This is a genomic window from Cupriavidus respiraculi (genome assembly GCF_914271545.1).
GTDB classification, from domain to species: domain Bacteria; phylum Pseudomonadota; class Gammaproteobacteria; order Burkholderiales; family Burkholderiaceae; genus Cupriavidus; species Cupriavidus respiraculi.
Genome location: NZ_CAJZAH010000006.1, coordinates 182,595 through 196,730, shown reverse-complemented (window position 1 = coordinate 196,730; position 14,136 = coordinate 182,595). Strand labels below are relative to the sequence as shown.

Here is a 14,136-nt window from a genome sequence, read left to right as displayed (position 1 = left end):
GAGCCCGCCTCGGGTCGCGGCGCGGCGGGCGTCTGCGGCCGCTCGAGCGGCATCTGTGCGGGCATGGTCATGGCGTCACCCCTGCCGGCACATCGGCGGGCGCCTTCGGTTCGACCCGGCCGCGCAGCGCGGCCAGCCCGAGGCGCGTGTCGAAGGCATCGCGCAGCGCGTCCCCCATGAACGTGAGCAGCAGCAAGGTCATCACCAGCACCGCGAAGGTGGACAGCGAGATCCACCACGCATCGAGATTGGCCTTGCCCTGCGCCAGCAGTTCGCCCAGGCTCGGCGTGGTCGGCGGCACCCCCAGGCCAAGGAAGTCGAGACTGGTCAGCGCCAGGATGGCCGCGCTCATGCGGAACGGCAGGAAGGTAATCACGGGGGTCAGGCTGTTGGGCAGGATATGGCGCCACATGATCTGCAGGTTGGACAGGCCGAGAGCGCGTGCCGCCTTGACGTAGTCCAGCGAGCGGTTGCGGTAGAACTCGGCGCGCACGTAGTCGGACAAACCCATCCAGCCGAACAGCGACAGCAGGATGATCAGCAGCGCCAGGCTCGGCTCGAAGATGGAGGCGAAGATGATCAGCAGGTACAGCTCCGGCATCGAGCTCCAGATCTCGATCGCGCGCTGCGACACCAGGTCGAAGCGGCCGCCGAAAAAGCCCATCAGCGCGCCGGTCAGCGTGCCGATCAGCACGCCGATCACCGTGAGCGCGAGGCTGAACAGCACGGAGACGCGGAAGCCGTAGAGCAGGCGCGCCAGCACGTCGCGCCCGCGGTCGTCGGTGCCCAGCAGGTTTTCCGAGGACGGCGGCGCGGGGTTCGGCTCGCGCGAGAAGTAGTTCAGGGTGTCGTAGGAATAGCGGTTGGGCGGATAGATCGCGAAGTTGCCATTGCGGGTGATGCGATCGTGGATGAACGGGTCCAGGTAGTCCGCCTTGGTCGGAAAGTCGCCGTCGAAGGTTGTCTCCGCATAGGTCTTGACGATGGGGAAATACCATTCGCCCTTGTACTTGACCACCAGCGGCCGGTCGCTCGACAGCACCTCGGCGAACATGCTGAGGACAAAGATGGCGACGAAGAGGATCAGGCTCCAGTAGCCGAGCCGGTTGCGGCGGAAACGCTGCCACGCGCGCTGCCGCGGCGACAGGGAATGCGGCAGGCCGTTGGGCACGGGACGCGGGAAGAATTTCATCGATGCATCGCCTCGAAATGGATGCGGGGGTCGACCAGCACGTAGCAGACGTCCGAGATCAGGCGCGTCACCAGACCGATCAGCGTGAACAGGTAGAGCGTGCCGAGCACCACGGGATAGTCGCGCCGCAGCACGGCCTCGTAGGACAGCAGGCCGAGGCCGTCCAGCGAGAACAGCGTCTCGATCAGCAGCGAGCCGGTGAAGAAGGCGCCGATGAAGGCGGCAGGAAAGCCCGTGACCAGCGGGATCAGCGCGTTGCGGAACACGTGCTTCCACAGCACGCGCCGCTCCGCCAGGCCCTTGGCGCGGGCGGTCAGCACATACTGCTTGCGGATCTCTTCCAGGAACGCGTTCTTGGTGAGCATGGTCACCACGGCGAAGCTGCCCACCACCGAGGCAGTGATCGGCAGCACCAGATGCCACAGGTAATCCATGATCTTGCCCATCAGCGACAACTGGTCCCAGTCGTCCGAGGTCAGGCCGCGCAGCGGGAACCATTGCACGAAGGTGCCCCCGCCGAACAGCACCAGCAGCAGCACGCCCAGCACGAAACCGGGAATGGCGTAGCCGACCAGCACGATCATGCTGGTCACCACATCGAAGCGGCTGCCCGCCCGGATCGCCTTGGCGATGCCGAGCGGGACCGATATCAGGTAGGTCAGGAAAAACGTCCACAGCCCGAGGCTGACCGAGACCGGCAGCTTGGACTTGACCAGTTCCCACACGCTGCGATGCTGGAAGTAGCTCTGCCCCAGGTCGAAGCGGGCGAAGCGCTCCAGCATCATCAGGTAGCGCTCCAGCGGCGGCTTGTCGAAGCCGTAGAGCGCCTGGATCTCCTTGATCTTCTCCGGATCGACGCCGCGCCGGCCGCGGTACTCGGCGCCGCCGCCGCTGGCCTCGCCGGCCCCGCCCCGGCCCTTGAGCTCCATCATCATCTGCTCGACCGGGCCGCCCGGCACGAACTGGATCACGACGAAGGTCAGCGTGATGACGCCGATCAGCGTCGGGATCATCAGCAGGATGCGTTTCAGCAGATAAGTCAGCATGCCCGTTCCTTGTGGCGCGGCGCGGTGGTGCGCATGGTCGCGCGCATGGTGGTGCCCGTCATGGCGCCTTGGCCTGCGTGGCCGGCGCCGCCGCCACGGCGGGCTTCGCATCGCTGCGCCACCAGCCGCTCAGCACCCAGCCCTCCGCCGTGTAGTACATCGGCAGCCGCTCCGGATAGACCAGCTCCCGCCGGTAGGCGATCCGGTGGGATGCGCTGTACCAGTTCGGCACGATGTAGTAGCCGTGCATCAGCACCCGGTCCAGCGCCCTGCCCGCGTTGACCAGTTCGGGCCGCGTCTGCGCGCGCAGCACGTTGTCCACCAGCTTGTCGATGGCCGGCGACTTCAGGCCGAACAGATTGTCGGAGCCCGGCATGGCCGCGGCCTCGGCGGTGAAGCGGTCGCGCAACTCGTTGCCCGGGCTCTGCGAATCGGGGAAGCGGATCGACACCATGTCGAAGTCGAAGTCTTCCAGCCGCTTCTGGTACAGCGCGAAGTCCGTGGTGCGCTGGTGCACCTGGATGCCGAGCTTCTCCAGGTTGCGCACATAGGTGGTGATCACGCGGCTCATCGCGCCGCCATCGTCGAGGAATTCGAACTGGAAGGCCTCGCCCTTGGCGTTGCGCAGCGCGCCATCCGTGTAGGTCCATCCCGCCTGCGCCAGCAGCCGGCGCGCGGCGCGCAGATTGTCGCGCAGCGAGCGCGGCGGGTTGGTGTTGGGCTGCGTCACGATGGGGCCGAACACCTCCGGCGCCAGCTGCTCGCGCAGCGGCTCCAGCAGCGCGAGTTCCCCGGGTCCGGGCCGGCCGTCGAAGGTGCCGCTGGCGGCCAGCTCGCTGTTGGAGAACCAGCTGTCCAGCCGCTTGTAGGCACCGTAGAACAGCTGGCGATTGAGCCATTCGAAGTCGAGCGCGAGGATCAGCGCCTGGCGCACGCGCACGTCGCTGAACAGCGGCTTGCGCATGTTCATCACGAAGCCCTGCATGCCGGCGCCGTTGCGATGGGGGAAATCGCTCTTGAGCAGTTCGCCGTTGGCAAAGCGCTTGCCTACATAGCTCTTGGCCCAGCTCTTGGCCTTGTACTCGACGATGGCATCGAACTCGCCGGCCTTGAAGGCTTCGAGCTTGGCGGTGTCGTCCTTGTACAGCCGGTACGCCACGCGGTCGAAATTGAAGGTGCCGCGCCGCACCGCGAGGTCCTTGCCCCAGTACTTCGGGTCGCGCTTGAACACGATGCCGCGGCCGGCGTCGTAGCGCTCGATCAGGTAGGGGCCGCTGGTGATCGGATGCTCGAAGGTCAGCTTCTCGAACGGCACCTTCTCGGTCCATTTCTTCGAGAACACCGGCAGCGAGCCGACGATCAGCGGCAGCTCCCCGTTGCGCTGCTTGAAGTCGAACCGCACGGTGCGCGCGTCCACCACCACCACCGTCTTCACATCCGCGCACATGCTGCGATAGCCGGGGCTGGACGCCTTGCTCATCAGCATGTCGTAGGAATACTTGACGTCGGTCGCCAGTACCGGGTCGCCGTTGTAGAAGCGCGCCTGCGGGCGGATCCGGAAGGTCACCGACAACTCGTCCGGGGCGACGGTCACATCCTCGGCCAGCAGGCCATAGGCGCTGGCGGTCTCGTCGGCGCTGCCGATCAGCAGCGACTCGAACATGAGCGCGTTCAGGCCCGGCGCGGCCGTGCCCTTCAGGGTAAAAGGATTGAATTTATCGAAACTGGTGCGCCGGTCCGGATTGGCCAGCGTCAATGTGCCACCTCGCGGGGCATTCGGATTAACGTATTCGAAATGAGGAAAATCGGGAGGGTATTTCAGGTCGCCATGCAGCGCGAATCCATGCGCGGCGAATGCCGCGGACGGTAGCGCCGCCGCCAGCAAGAGCACTGCCCCGCACCGTAGCACCGCTTGCGAGCGGAAGCGGTACCATGCCGCCAGAAGCGGCCCACGTGCGCGAATATACATCGGGGTCGAAGTCCTCCAACTGATTCCGGAATGGCGCCCAGGCCGCTCGAGCGGCCGCCAAGTTGTGAGACAATTTTACATTCGTTCGGCGGCTCTCCAGCCATCCGGACATTCCAGTACACGGCACGCCGTGCCGGCCTCGCCGCCGCGCCCGCGCCGCCGCCGATCGGCAGAGCACGAATTGTGCCCGAGCCTCACAAGACCACGATGGAGAATTTATGGGATTTCTGGCAGGTAAGCGGATCCTGATCACCGGCTTGCTTTCGAACCGCTCGATCGCCTACGGCATTGCCTCGGCCTGCAAGCGCGAAGGCGCCGAACTGGCGTTCACCTATGTCGGCGAACGTTTCAAGGACCGCATCCAGGACTTCGCCAAGGAATTCGGCAGCGACCTGATTTTCGACTGCGACGTTTCCAGCGACGAACAGATCGAGGCGACTTTCGCCGCCTTGGGCCAGCGCTGGGAAAAATTCGACGGGCTGGTGCATTCGATCGGTTTTGCGCCGCGCGAAGCCATCGCCGGCGACTTTCTCGACGGCCTGTCGCGCGAAGCTTTCCGCGTCGCGCACGATATCTCCGCCTACAGCTTCCCGGCGCTGGCCAAGGCCGCGCTGCCGATGCTGTCCGACAAGGCCTCGCTGCTGACGCTGACCTATCTGGGCGCCGAGCGCGTGATTCCGAACTACAACACCATGGGCCTGGCCAAGGCGTCGCTCGAAGCGAGCGTGCGCTATCTGGCCACCTCGGTGGGGCCGCGCGGCATCCGCGCCAACGGCATTTCGGCTGGCCCGATCAAGACGCTCGCGGCATCGGGCATCAAGGGCTTCGGCAAGCTGCTGGGACACTTCGAGGAAGCCGCACCGCTGCGCCGCAACGTCACCATCGACGAAGTGGGCAATGTGGCCGCGTTCCTGCTGTCGGATCTGGCAAGCGGCGTGACCGGCGAGATCACCTACGTCGATGCCGGCTTCAATATCGTGGGCGCGAGCCTGCCGGCGGAGGAGTAAGGAGCGGGGGAGAAGCGAAGGGTGGGAGGCTGGCGCGTCCTAGAGGATTCGAACCTCTGACCGCTCGCTTAGAAGGCGAGTGCTCTATCCAACTGAGCTAAGGACGCGAAGGGCAGCATTCTACCTCAGCCGCGATGCCGCTCTACGCGCTTCGCGACGTCCCGCTTCACCGCTGTTTGGAATTGCTGAAGCCACCGTACGCGGCGTTATGCCGGCTACCGGCGCAGGTAGAAAGATCGGGAAGTTGTTTGACCCCATCCCCTGCCCCGGCTACAATGCGCGGCTTCGGAGCGTAGCGCAGCCTGGTAGCGCATCTGATTTGGGATCAGAGGGTCGTAGGTTCGAATCCTATCGCTCCGACCAGTTTTGGTTTGGTTTTACCCCGAAGTCCTGCCTTGCGCAGGCTTCGAGAGCTTCAGCGGGAAACGGCCTGGACAGCGATGTCCGGGCCGTTTTTGCTTATGCCGTTTGCTTATGCCGTCCGCTGATGGAATGACGTCCGGCGCACCCCGGGCGCGCGGACGACGCCGGCCGGAAAAATCGTGTCAGTTTGCATTCTTTTCCTGACGTCCGCCGGGTCCGATGCGCGCCTCACTGCCCCGCGCCGTTGTTGCGGCCGGCCATGCGCTCCGGAAACAGCCGCTGCGAGATATCGCGGTTGTCCATGTGGATGAGGTCCTTGTTCAGTTCGTCCGTGACGACGTTGGTGACCTGCGTGCCAAGCGACTTGCGCAGCAGACCCAGGAAACGCGGCGCCGCGACGATGCGCAGTTCCTCGAAGCGGTTCTGCTGGAAGGCCTCGCCCAGGCGCGCGGCCACACGGCGGGCGAATTCCTCCGCCTCCTGGTGCTGCTCCGCCTGTCCCGCCGACGAGGTGACGTTGGCCGGGCTGCTCTGCCGGCTCGACGTATTGCTGTTGGCGGCCTGCAGGCTTGCCCCGGAACGCCGCCCATAGGCGTCGCGCCGCAGGTCGGCACCGTCCGCGTGGGCCGCGGGGTCGGTCAGTTCCTCGACCGGTTCCAGTTCCTTGTCATCCTTGTTCCACTGCAGGATACGGGCAATGGCCTCGTCGGCCACGACCACCCAGGTCGTTTTCATAGGATGCTCCGGTTACGGTTGGTCGCCACCTAGCAGCAAAGCGCGTGCCACCGGCATGCCGCGGCGGCAAGTGTGGACCGCCTGCCCGGAGCCACCCATATGTGCCTGATGGCTCGCCCGGAGCTCAGTAATCTCGGCGATGAGGCAGTGGCCACTTGCATTTTTGCGTCAAATGTTGCAAGTGCGATCGTGCTACAATCGCGCATCCGCCGAAGGCGCAGCGTGCCCGCCGTTTGACGCCCGCCCCGCCCCGACGCAGCAGATTCAGGAACAACGCGCAGTCCATTGCGCTGCGGTACCGCGGCAGTTTCCGCGATCCATCCGCAACCAACCGCGCATCACGGCAGCATCGCAATCCGCTACCAGCGAGGACTCCGGCGCCAATTGGCCGCTCCTGCGCCCACCGGGTTGGCTTCGCGACTCACGTGTGGACTCCGTGGTCGCGGTCCTGGATCCCTCCATCGACGTGCTTTTTTGCGATGCGCCCCCGTGGCGCTCGCCGTGACCGCGACCGCGGACCCGTATCAACGCATGCAGCCAAACCCGGCTGCTACAAAGGAAGAAAGATTGGCTAAGGAAGAACTGATTGAATTTGGCGGCGTCGTTTCGGAAGCCCTGCCCGACAACCGCTATCGGGTACTGCTGGAAAACGGCGTGGAAATCTGGGCATACGCCTCGGGCAAGATGCAGAAGCACCGCATCCGTATTCTGGCCGGTGACCGCGTCACCCTGGAAATGTCGCCCTACGACCTGACCAAGGGTCGCATCAATTTCCGCCACAAGAACTAACGCCTGACGGCCGCGACCACGCGGCACCTCTGGCGCATCCCGCTGGCGACGTTCGTCGCCGGCAGGCGGTCATATGGCTGACATCCCCGTCGGCCACACTGCCGCATCCTTCGCTCCGTATCATGCTGTTCCGAGCCGGCCCCCACCTCGCGGTGGCAGGTGCCTTGCACCGTCCTGGGCGCTCGGCCATACTCGGCGGGTCAGCGATGACCACTTCCCCACCTTCGATTTCACCAAGCCGTCAGCCATGAACCTGATCCTGTGGCGCCACGCCGAAGCCGAGGAATTGCCCGAGACGCTCAGTGCAAGCCGCAATGCGGACATGAAGCGCGCGCTGACCAAGCGCGGCCGCAAGCAGGCCGAGGCCGCCGCGGCCTGGCTGCGCGAGCATCTGCCCGAGGATGCGCGCATCGTTTCGAGCCCGGCGGTCCGGGCGCGCGAGACCGCGGCCATGCTGACGCCAACGCCCGAGATCGCCGATGCGCTGGCCCCGGACGCCGATGTCACCGCGGTGCTCGCCGCGATCGACTGGCCGCAGGGCGAGCAGACCACCGTCGTGGTCGGACATCAGCCGTGGATCGGGCGTGTCGCCAGCCTGTTGCTGGCCGGCAACGAGATGAACTGGAGCATGCGCAAGGCCGGCATCTGGTGGTTGTCCAGCCGCACGCGCGAAAGCGAAGCACAGGTCGTGCTGCGCGCCGTGGTCAACCCGGACTTCCTGTAAGCCGCTTTCCCGCCGGGCTCGCTGCCGCCGTTGCACTTCACGCAACCGTCATGGTCGCTTCACGGCGCTGTCATCCGCCCTCTCTACATTGTTTCGCAGCAGTTTCGTCACCAAAAGGACATGCTGATGCGAGACCTCCCCACGCCGACCCAGCCGCTCTTCGATTCCTTGCCCAATGGCCTGGCCGGCCATTCGGCGCGGAGGCGTCTTCATCGCCAACCGGATACACAGGCAAATGAACCGCCTGCTCTCAGCGTGGCGTGGGCGCGCCACCAGGACGAAGTAATCGAGGCGCAGCGCCTGCGCTACAAGGTCTTCGCCGAGGAGATGGGCGCCCGCCTGAATCCCGCCACGCCCGAGCTGGACGTCGACATGTTCGACGCCTACTGCGATCACCTGATCGTGCGCGACATGACGACGCTAAAGGTCGTGGGCACCTACCGCGTGCTGCCGCCGCACCAGGCCAAGCGCATCGGCTGCCTGTACGCGGAGTCCGAATTCGATCTGGTGCGCCTCGCGCATCTGAAGCCGAAGATGATCGAGCTGGGCCGCTCCTGCGTGCATCGCGACTACCGCTCCGGCAGCGTCATCATGGCGCTGTGGGGCGGCCTGGGCGAGTACCTGCAGCGCTGGGGCATCGAGACCATGCTCGGCTGCGCCAGCGTGCCGATGAGCGACGGCGGCCATATGGCGGCCAGCCTGAGCCGGCTGTTCTCGGAGACCGCGCTGGCGCCCATCGAGTACCACGCCTTCCCGCGGCTGCCGCTGCCGGTGCACGAGCTGAACCAGACGCTCGAGGTCGAGCCCCCGGCGCTGATCAAGGGCTATCTGCGCCTGGGCGCGCGCATCTGCGGCATGCCGGCATGGGATCCTGACTTCAACGTGGCGGACTTCCTGACCCTGCTGCGCGTGAACGACATGAACCCCCGCTACGCGCGCCACTTCCTCGGCTTGAACCGGGGCTGAACGGCTTCGGCGCCGAACGACGGCAAAGCGGCCATCAAGGCCGCTTTTTTCTTCGTGGCGACCGGGCGTTGCGCCGGCCCCTCAGACGTACACCACCTTGTACCGCTTGCCGATGCGCTCCCACTCGTCGGCTTCCTTGGCCAGGCTGTACTCCACCAGGGGATTGGTCTCGACCCAGCGCTTGGGCAGCGACACCTCGAAGCCCTCGTCCAGCGCCTCGGTGCGCTCCCGCACGGTGATCTCCGGCAGCGGCTCGTCAGAACGGCGCCGGCACAGCACGAAGGCCAGGCGCAGGCTGAACAGCATGCGCCAGTCGAGAAACTTGCCGCTGCCCGAGAGCTTGCCCAGCTTGCCGGCATGGCCGAGCAGCAGCGTGGCGAGCCGCGCCTGATCCGTCTTGGAGAAGCCCGGCATGTCGGCATGCGTCGCGATATACGCCGAGTGCTTGTGATAGCCACTGTGGGAGATGGTCATGCCGATCTCGTGCAGGCTGGCCGCCCAGCCGAGCAGCGCCAGATTGTCCTCGCGCCGCTCGTGCACCGGCTCCGGAAACTGCGCCAGCAGCGCCTGCGCGGTCAGCCGCACGCGCGTGGCCTGGGCCCGGTCCACCGCGTAGCGGCGCATGAACTGGTCGACCGTCACGGTGCGCATGTCCTCGTGGTGGGAGCGCCCCAGCAGGTCGTACAGCACGCCCAGGCGCAGGGCGCCGTCGGTCACGTCCATGCGGTCGACATCGAGCTCCGCGAACACGCCCAGCATGATGGACAGCCCGCCCGGCAGCACCGGGATGCGGTCCGGCTTCAGGCCGATCAGCTTCACGCGGTTGGTGTTCTCCGCCTTGATCAGCGCACGCTTGAGCCGCTCCAGCCCTTCACGCGAAATGCCATGCTCGTGCGGGCTGTCGTTCATGCCGTTCAGCTCGATCAGCTCGGCCAGTGCGCGTGCCGTGCCTGAGGAGCCCACCGCCTGCTGCCACCCGGCGGCGCGATACTGCCGCACCAGCACCTGGATCTCGCGCCGCGCGGCCAGCTCGGCCTGCTTCATCGCGTATTCGTCGACATTGCCGCTGGGAAAGAACTGCCGGCTGTGCGACACGCAGCCGATATACAGACTCTCCATCAGCTTGGCGCCGTAGCCGCTGCCGATGATGAATTCGGTCGAGCCGCCGCCGATATCCACCACCAGCCGGTTGCCGGCGCACGGCGGCGCATCGTGCGAGGCGCCGAGATAGATCAGTCGCGCCTCTTCGCGCCCGGCGATGATCTCGATCGGAAACCCGAGCGCGTGCTCGGCCTCGATCAGGAATTCGGCGGCATTCTTGGCTACCCGCAGGGTGTTGGTGGCGACGGCGCGCACATGGTCCGGCGAGAACTCGCGCAGCCGGTCGCCGAAGCGGCGCAGCGCGTCGATGCCGCGCCGGCGCGCCGGCTGGTCGAGGTACTTGTCCGCCGTCAGCCCCGCGGCGAGCCGCACCGGCTCGCGCAGCGCATCGACCTGGAAGATCTGGCTGGCCGGCCCGCTGGCCGTATTGGCTTCGTCGACCCGGCCGATCATCAGCCGGAAACTGTTGGAGCCCATATCGACGGCAGCGAGCAGGCGTGGATTGTCGTTCATCGCAGTAGTGAAAAAGGAAATTGCGACCGCGGCCGATGGGTCATGGGTCGGACGCGCGCCGGGCGCGTCTGGAACCTGTATCGAGCCACTAAAAATATGACTTGGTCATGTCGGTGTCATGACAAAATCGATGTGTCATCAAGTTGACACGGAATTATGAAAAAGTCGCCGCATTACCCAAAGAAGGTCATGCCCATGACGACGACCCCGCCCGGTACGCTGTTGAACCGCGAACTCGGCATTCTGGAATTCAACTCCCGCGTCCTGGCCCAGGCGGCGGACCCGAAAGTCCCGCTGCTGGAGCGCCTCAAATTCATCTGCATCGTGTCCAGCAACCTGGACGAATTCTTCGAAATCCGCATGGCGGGCCTGAAGGAAACGATGCGCGACAATCCGTCCGGGCTCACGCCCGACGGCCTTTCCTACCAGCAGACGTATCAGCTGGCCAGCGAGCGCACGCAGCAGCTCGTTGCCGCGCAGTATGACATGCTGCAGAACGTCATTTTCCCCCTGCTCGAAAAGGAAGGGGTCTTCTTCCACCTGACCACCAACTGGAACGAGGCCCAGCGCGCCTGGGCGCGGGACTTCTTCGTGCGCGAGCTGGGGCCGGTGCTGACGCCGATCGCGCTCGATCCCGCCCATCCCTTCCCGCGCGTGCTCAACAAGAGCCTGAACTTCGTGGTGGAGCTGTCCGGCAAGGACGCCTTCGGCCGCGACGCGGACCTGGCCATCGTGCAGGCGCCGCGGGCCCTGCCCCGCGTGGTGCGCATGCCGGAGGAACTGTCGGGCTACCCGTACGGCTTCGTGCTGCTGTCCTCGTTCATGCAGGGCTTCGTGCACGAGCTGTTTCCCTCGATCGATGTGCGCGGCTGCTACCAGTTCCGGGTCACGCGCAACTCCGACCTGTTCGTGTCGGAGGACGACATCACCGACCTGCGCGAGGCGCTGCAGGGCGAGCTGTCGACGCGGCATTTCGGCGATACGGTGCGGCTGGAGGTCGCGTCCGAAACGCCGGCGCCGCTGACGCGCCGGCTGCTGCTGGAATTCGGCCTGGCCGAGCAGGATGTGTACCGCGTCAGCGGGCCGGTGAACCTGGTGCGCCTGCTGTCCATCGGCGACATGATCGACCGCCCCGCGCTGAAGTACCCGCCGCATGTGCCCGCGCCAGTCAAGGAGTTCGTCGCCGGCATGCCGATCTTCGACGTGCTGCGCCAGCGCGACGTGCTGCTGCACCATCCATACGAGAGCTTCACGTCGGTGCTCGATCTGCTGCAGACGGCGGCCACCGATCCGAACGTGGTGGCGATCAAGCAGACCGTCTACCGCACCGGCAACGATTCGCTAGTGATGGAAGCGCTGATGACGGCGGCGCGCAACGGCAAGGAAGTGACGGTGGTGGTGGAGCTGCTGGCGCGCTTCGACGAGGAAACCAATATCAACTGGGCGGAGCGGCTGGAATCGGCCGGCGCGCACGTGGTGTACGGCGTAGTGGGCCACAAGTGCCACGCCAAGATGCTGCTGATCGTGCGGCGCGAACTGGCGGGGCCGAAGAACAAGCATTTCAAGCTGCGCCGCTACGTGCATCTGGGCACGGGCAACTACCATCCTCGCACGGCGCGCCTGTACACGGACTTCGGCCTGCTGACCACCAACGAGCAGATCTGCGAGGACGTGCATCGGGTCTTCCAGCTGCTGACCGGCACCGCGGGGTCGATCCGCCTGCAGCATCTGTGGCAGTCGCCCTTCACCATGCACAACAACCTGGTCGAGCATATCCGCGCCGAGGCGCGCAATGCGCGGGCGGGCAAGCCGGCACGCATCATGGCGAAGATGAACGCGCTGCTGGAGCCGTCGATCATCGACGAGCTGTACAAGGCCTCGCGCGCCGGGGTGAAGATCGACCTGATCGTGCGCGGCGTCTGCGCGCTCAAGCCCGGAGTGCCCGGCCTGTCCGAGAACATCACGGTGCGATCGATCGTCGGGCGCTTCCTGGAGCATCACCGCGTCAACTACTTCTACGCCGACGGCGCCGAGCTGATCTACCTGTCGAGCGCCGACTGGATGGACCGCAATCTCTTCCGCCGCGTGGAAGTGGCCTTCCCCGTGCTGGACAAGGCGCTGAAGGCGCGCGTGATCAAGGAAAGCCTGATGGTCCATCTGCGGGACAACGCCTCCGCGTGGGAAATGCAGGCGGACGGCACCTATGTGCAGCGGCGCAGCAAGTCCAAGCACCCGCACATCAGCCAGCAGGACCTGCTCAAGCGCTTCGGCGGCGCCTGAGCGCAGCGGCCGGCGGGCACGGCGGCGTGCCCTGCCCGGCCCTATTTCGCTGCCCTATCTCGCCGCGCATTTCGCTGCCCGCTTTCCCCGCCCGCTCTTTCGCTCATGCCGCGCGCTGCCCGCCATTGCCGCCGGCCGACTGCGGCGCCGCCGCGGCGCGGTAGCTGCGCTCCTCCGGAAACACCACGCGGAACACGCTGCCCTTGCCGACCTCGCTGCTGACGCGCAGGTCCGCATGGTGGCGCGACAGCACGTGCTTGACGATGGCAAGCCCCAGGCCCGTGCCGCCGGTATCGCGCGAACGGCTGCGGTCCACGCGGTAGAAGCGCTCGGTCAGCCGCGGAATGTGTTCGGAGGCGATGCCCAGGCCGGTGTCGCTGACCGAGAACACCGCGTGGCCGCTTTGCCAGGCGAGATTGATGCCGATGCGCCCGCCCTCGGGCGTATAGCGCACGGCGTTGGAGACCAGATTGCCGAAGGCCGACAGCAGTTCGGTCTCGGCGCCGCGGATGCCCACCGTCGGATCGACCTCGATGGCGATCTCGTGCCGGCCCTGCGACAGGCCCTCGGCATCGTGGCGCAGGTGCGCGACGATGGCGCCCACGTTGACCGGCTCCCTGTGCGGCGGCTGCATGTCGCTCTCGAGCTTGGCCAGGGCCAGCAGGTCCTCGACGATATGCTGCATGCGCATCGACTGCACCAGCATCATGTCGACGTAGCGCCGGCGGTCCTCGTCGCTGACCGGCAGGTCGCGCACCGTCTCCAGGAAGCCGGCGAGCACCGTCAGCGGCGTCTTCAGCTCGTGCGAGACGTTGGCGACGAAGTCGCGGCGCATCGATTCCGTGTTCTCCAGCTTGGTGATGTCCTGCGTCAGCACCAGCTTGCGGTTGTCGCCATAGGGCAGGATCTGCACCGACAGCACGCTCTGCTTGTGCTCGCCCATGTCGCGCATGGTCAGCGGTTCGTCGAAGTGCTCCAGCATCAGGTACTGCACGAACTCGGGGCGGCGGATCAGGTGCGTGATGCGCTGGCGCACGTCGCGCCGCGCATTCAGCCCGAAATGCAGCTCCGCGACCTCGTTGCACCATTCGATCTGGTCGGCGTCGTCGAGCATCAGCACGCCGTTGGGCGAGGCCTGGATGGCCTGGATGAAGCGGGTGTGTTGCTGTTCCACCTGGAGTACCTGCGTGCGCCAGCGTTTGACCAGCCGGTGCAGCCGGTAGTAGACCTCGCCCCAGATGCCCAGCGCGCTGGGGATCTCGCCGTAGGCCGGGGCGTCGAGCACCTTCCACAGCCGGTTGATCTGGTACAGGTAGTAGACCAGCAGCGCGATCAGCACGGCGCCGAGCAAGGCCAGCGCCGGCACCGGCCCGACCCACAGGTAGAGACCGGCGGTGACGACGGTGAGGATGACGAGAATGGCCGCGGACCGGGCCCAGATGACGTTCATG

Annotated in this window: 11 protein-coding genes and 2 tRNA genes; 6 read left to right on the top strand and 7 right to left on the bottom strand. The window is 66.0% G+C overall.

All coding sequences use genetic code 11. The features are described from left to right. Window positions 1–67: 67 nt before the first annotated feature. The 3 genes from LDO27_RS21990 to LDO27_RS21980 are packed head-to-tail and all read right to left on the bottom strand — an operon-like array spanning window position 68 to window position 4,207. Window positions 68–1,192 carry an ABC transporter permease gene (locus LDO27_RS21990; protein ID WP_222203730.1) on the bottom strand — a complete coding sequence of 375 codons (1,125 nt, stop codon included), beginning with the start codon at window positions 1,190–1,192 and terminating at the stop codon, window positions 68–70. Continuing rightward, window positions 1,189–2,238 carry a microcin C ABC transporter permease YejB gene (locus LDO27_RS21985; protein ID WP_222203732.1) on the bottom strand — a complete coding sequence of 350 codons (1,050 nt, stop codon included), beginning with the start codon at window positions 2,236–2,238 and terminating at the stop codon, window positions 1,189–1,191. The genes LDO27_RS21990 and LDO27_RS21985 overlap by 4 nt, the downstream gene beginning before the upstream one ends. A 58-nt stretch (window positions 2,239–2,296) precedes the next feature. Further along, window positions 2,297–4,207 carry an extracellular solute-binding protein gene (locus tag LDO27_RS21980; protein WP_224043978.1) on the bottom strand — a complete coding sequence of 637 codons (1,911 nt, stop codon included), beginning with the start codon at window positions 4,205–4,207 and terminating at the stop codon, window positions 2,297–2,299. Between the two features lie 218 nt (window positions 4,208–4,425). Here LDO27_RS21980 and fabI point away from each other — a divergent pair, with 218 nt between their 5' ends. Further along, the gene (fabI, locus tag LDO27_RS21975; RefSeq protein ID WP_222203738.1) at window positions 4,426–5,214 is read left to right on the top strand and encodes an enoyl-ACP reductase FabI; all 789 of its coding nucleotides are present in this window, start codon (window positions 4,426–4,428) and stop codon (window positions 5,212–5,214) included. A gap of 30 nt (window positions 5,215–5,244) precedes the next feature. Here the strand turns inward: fabI and LDO27_RS21970 are convergent. Next, window positions 5,245–5,321 (bottom strand) — tRNA-Arg (locus tag LDO27_RS21970). Between the two features lie 179 nt (window positions 5,322–5,500). Between LDO27_RS21970 and LDO27_RS21965 the strand changes: the two genes are divergently transcribed. Beyond that, a tRNA-Pro gene (locus LDO27_RS21965) sits at window positions 5,501–5,577 on the top strand. A 228-nt stretch (window positions 5,578–5,805) separates the two neighbouring features. Here LDO27_RS21965 and LDO27_RS21960 read toward each other — a convergent pair. Next, window positions 5,806–6,312 carry a host attachment protein gene (locus LDO27_RS21960; RefSeq protein WP_222203741.1) on the bottom strand — a complete coding sequence of 169 codons (507 nt, stop codon included), beginning with the start codon at window positions 6,310–6,312 and terminating at the stop codon, window positions 5,806–5,808. A gap of 567 nt (window positions 6,313–6,879) precedes the next feature. On the opposite strand from LDO27_RS21960, the gene infA reads away from it, so the two are divergent. From infA to LDO27_RS21945, 3 genes are all read left to right on the top strand, one after another. Then, on the top strand, window positions 6,880–7,101 hold the full coding sequence (infA, locus tag LDO27_RS21955; RefSeq protein ID WP_222204243.1) for a translation initiation factor IF-1: 222 nt from the start codon (window positions 6,880–6,882) through the stop codon (window positions 7,099–7,101). Window positions 7,102–7,348: 247 nt separating this feature from the next. Beyond that, a complete protein-coding gene (locus LDO27_RS21950) occupies window positions 7,349–7,825 on the top strand; it encodes a SixA phosphatase family protein (protein WP_222203743.1) in 477 nt (158 codons plus the stop codon). Window positions 7,826–7,951: 126 nt separating this feature from the next. Beyond that, a complete protein-coding gene (locus tag LDO27_RS21945) occupies window positions 7,952–8,791 on the top strand; it encodes a GNAT family N-acetyltransferase (protein WP_222203745.1) in 840 nt (279 codons plus the stop codon). A gap of 81 nt (window positions 8,792–8,872) precedes the next feature. Here LDO27_RS21945 and ppx read toward each other — a convergent pair whose 3' ends face one another. After that, on the bottom strand, window positions 8,873–10,405 hold the full coding sequence (gene ppx, locus LDO27_RS21940) for an exopolyphosphatase (RefSeq protein ID WP_222203747.1): 1,533 nt from the start codon (window positions 10,403–10,405) through the stop codon (window positions 8,873–8,875). Between the two features lie 195 nt (window positions 10,406–10,600). Between ppx and ppk1 the strand changes: the two genes are divergently transcribed. Next, window positions 10,601–12,685 carry a polyphosphate kinase 1 gene (gene ppk1 / locus LDO27_RS21935; protein ID WP_224043976.1) on the top strand — a complete coding sequence of 695 codons (2,085 nt, stop codon included), beginning with the start codon at window positions 10,601–10,603 and terminating at the stop codon, window positions 12,683–12,685. Window positions 12,686–12,788: 103 nt separating this feature from the next. On the opposite strand, the gene phoR is transcribed toward ppk1, so the two are convergent. Beyond that, a complete protein-coding gene (gene phoR, locus LDO27_RS21930; RefSeq protein ID WP_222203751.1) occupies window positions 12,789–14,135 on the bottom strand; it encodes a phosphate regulon sensor histidine kinase PhoR in 1,347 nt (448 codons plus the stop codon). Window position 14,136 lies beyond the last annotated feature (1 nt).

What these genes read in the sequence shown, in the direction of transcription:
- LDO27_RS21990 (WP_222203730.1), bottom strand. Translation starts at nt 1,192, where the DNA reads ATGAAATTCTTCCCGCGTCCCGTGCCCAACGGCCTGCCGCATTCCCTG.
- LDO27_RS21985 (WP_222203732.1), bottom strand. Translation starts at nt 2,238, where the DNA reads ATGCTGACTTATCTGCTGAAACGCATCCTGCTGATGATCCCGACGCTG.
- LDO27_RS21980 (WP_224043978.1), bottom strand. Translation starts at nt 4,207, where the DNA reads ATGTATATTCGCGCACGTGGGCCGCTTCTGGCGGCATGGTACCGCTTC.
- fabI (WP_222203738.1), top strand. Translation starts at nt 4,426, where the DNA reads ATGGGATTTCTGGCAGGTAAGCGGATCCTGATCACCGGCTTGCTTTCG.
- LDO27_RS21960 (WP_222203741.1), bottom strand. Translation starts at nt 6,312, where the DNA reads ATGAAAACGACCTGGGTGGTCGTGGCCGACGAGGCCATTGCCCGTATC.
- LDO27_RS21950 (WP_222203743.1), top strand. Translation starts at nt 7,349, where the DNA reads ATGAACCTGATCCTGTGGCGCCACGCCGAAGCCGAGGAATTGCCCGAG.
- LDO27_RS21945 (WP_222203745.1), top strand. Translation starts at nt 7,952, where the DNA reads ATGCGAGACCTCCCCACGCCGACCCAGCCGCTCTTCGATTCCTTGCCC.
- ppx (WP_222203747.1), bottom strand. Translation starts at nt 10,405, where the DNA reads ATGAACGACAATCCACGCCTGCTCGCTGCCGTCGATATGGGCTCCAAC.
- ppk1 (WP_224043976.1), top strand. Translation starts at nt 10,601, where the DNA reads ATGACGACGACCCCGCCCGGTACGCTGTTGAACCGCGAACTCGGCATT.
- phoR (WP_222203751.1), bottom strand. Translation starts at nt 14,135, where the DNA reads ATGAACGTCATCTGGGCCCGGTCCGCGGCCATTCTCGTCATCCTCACC.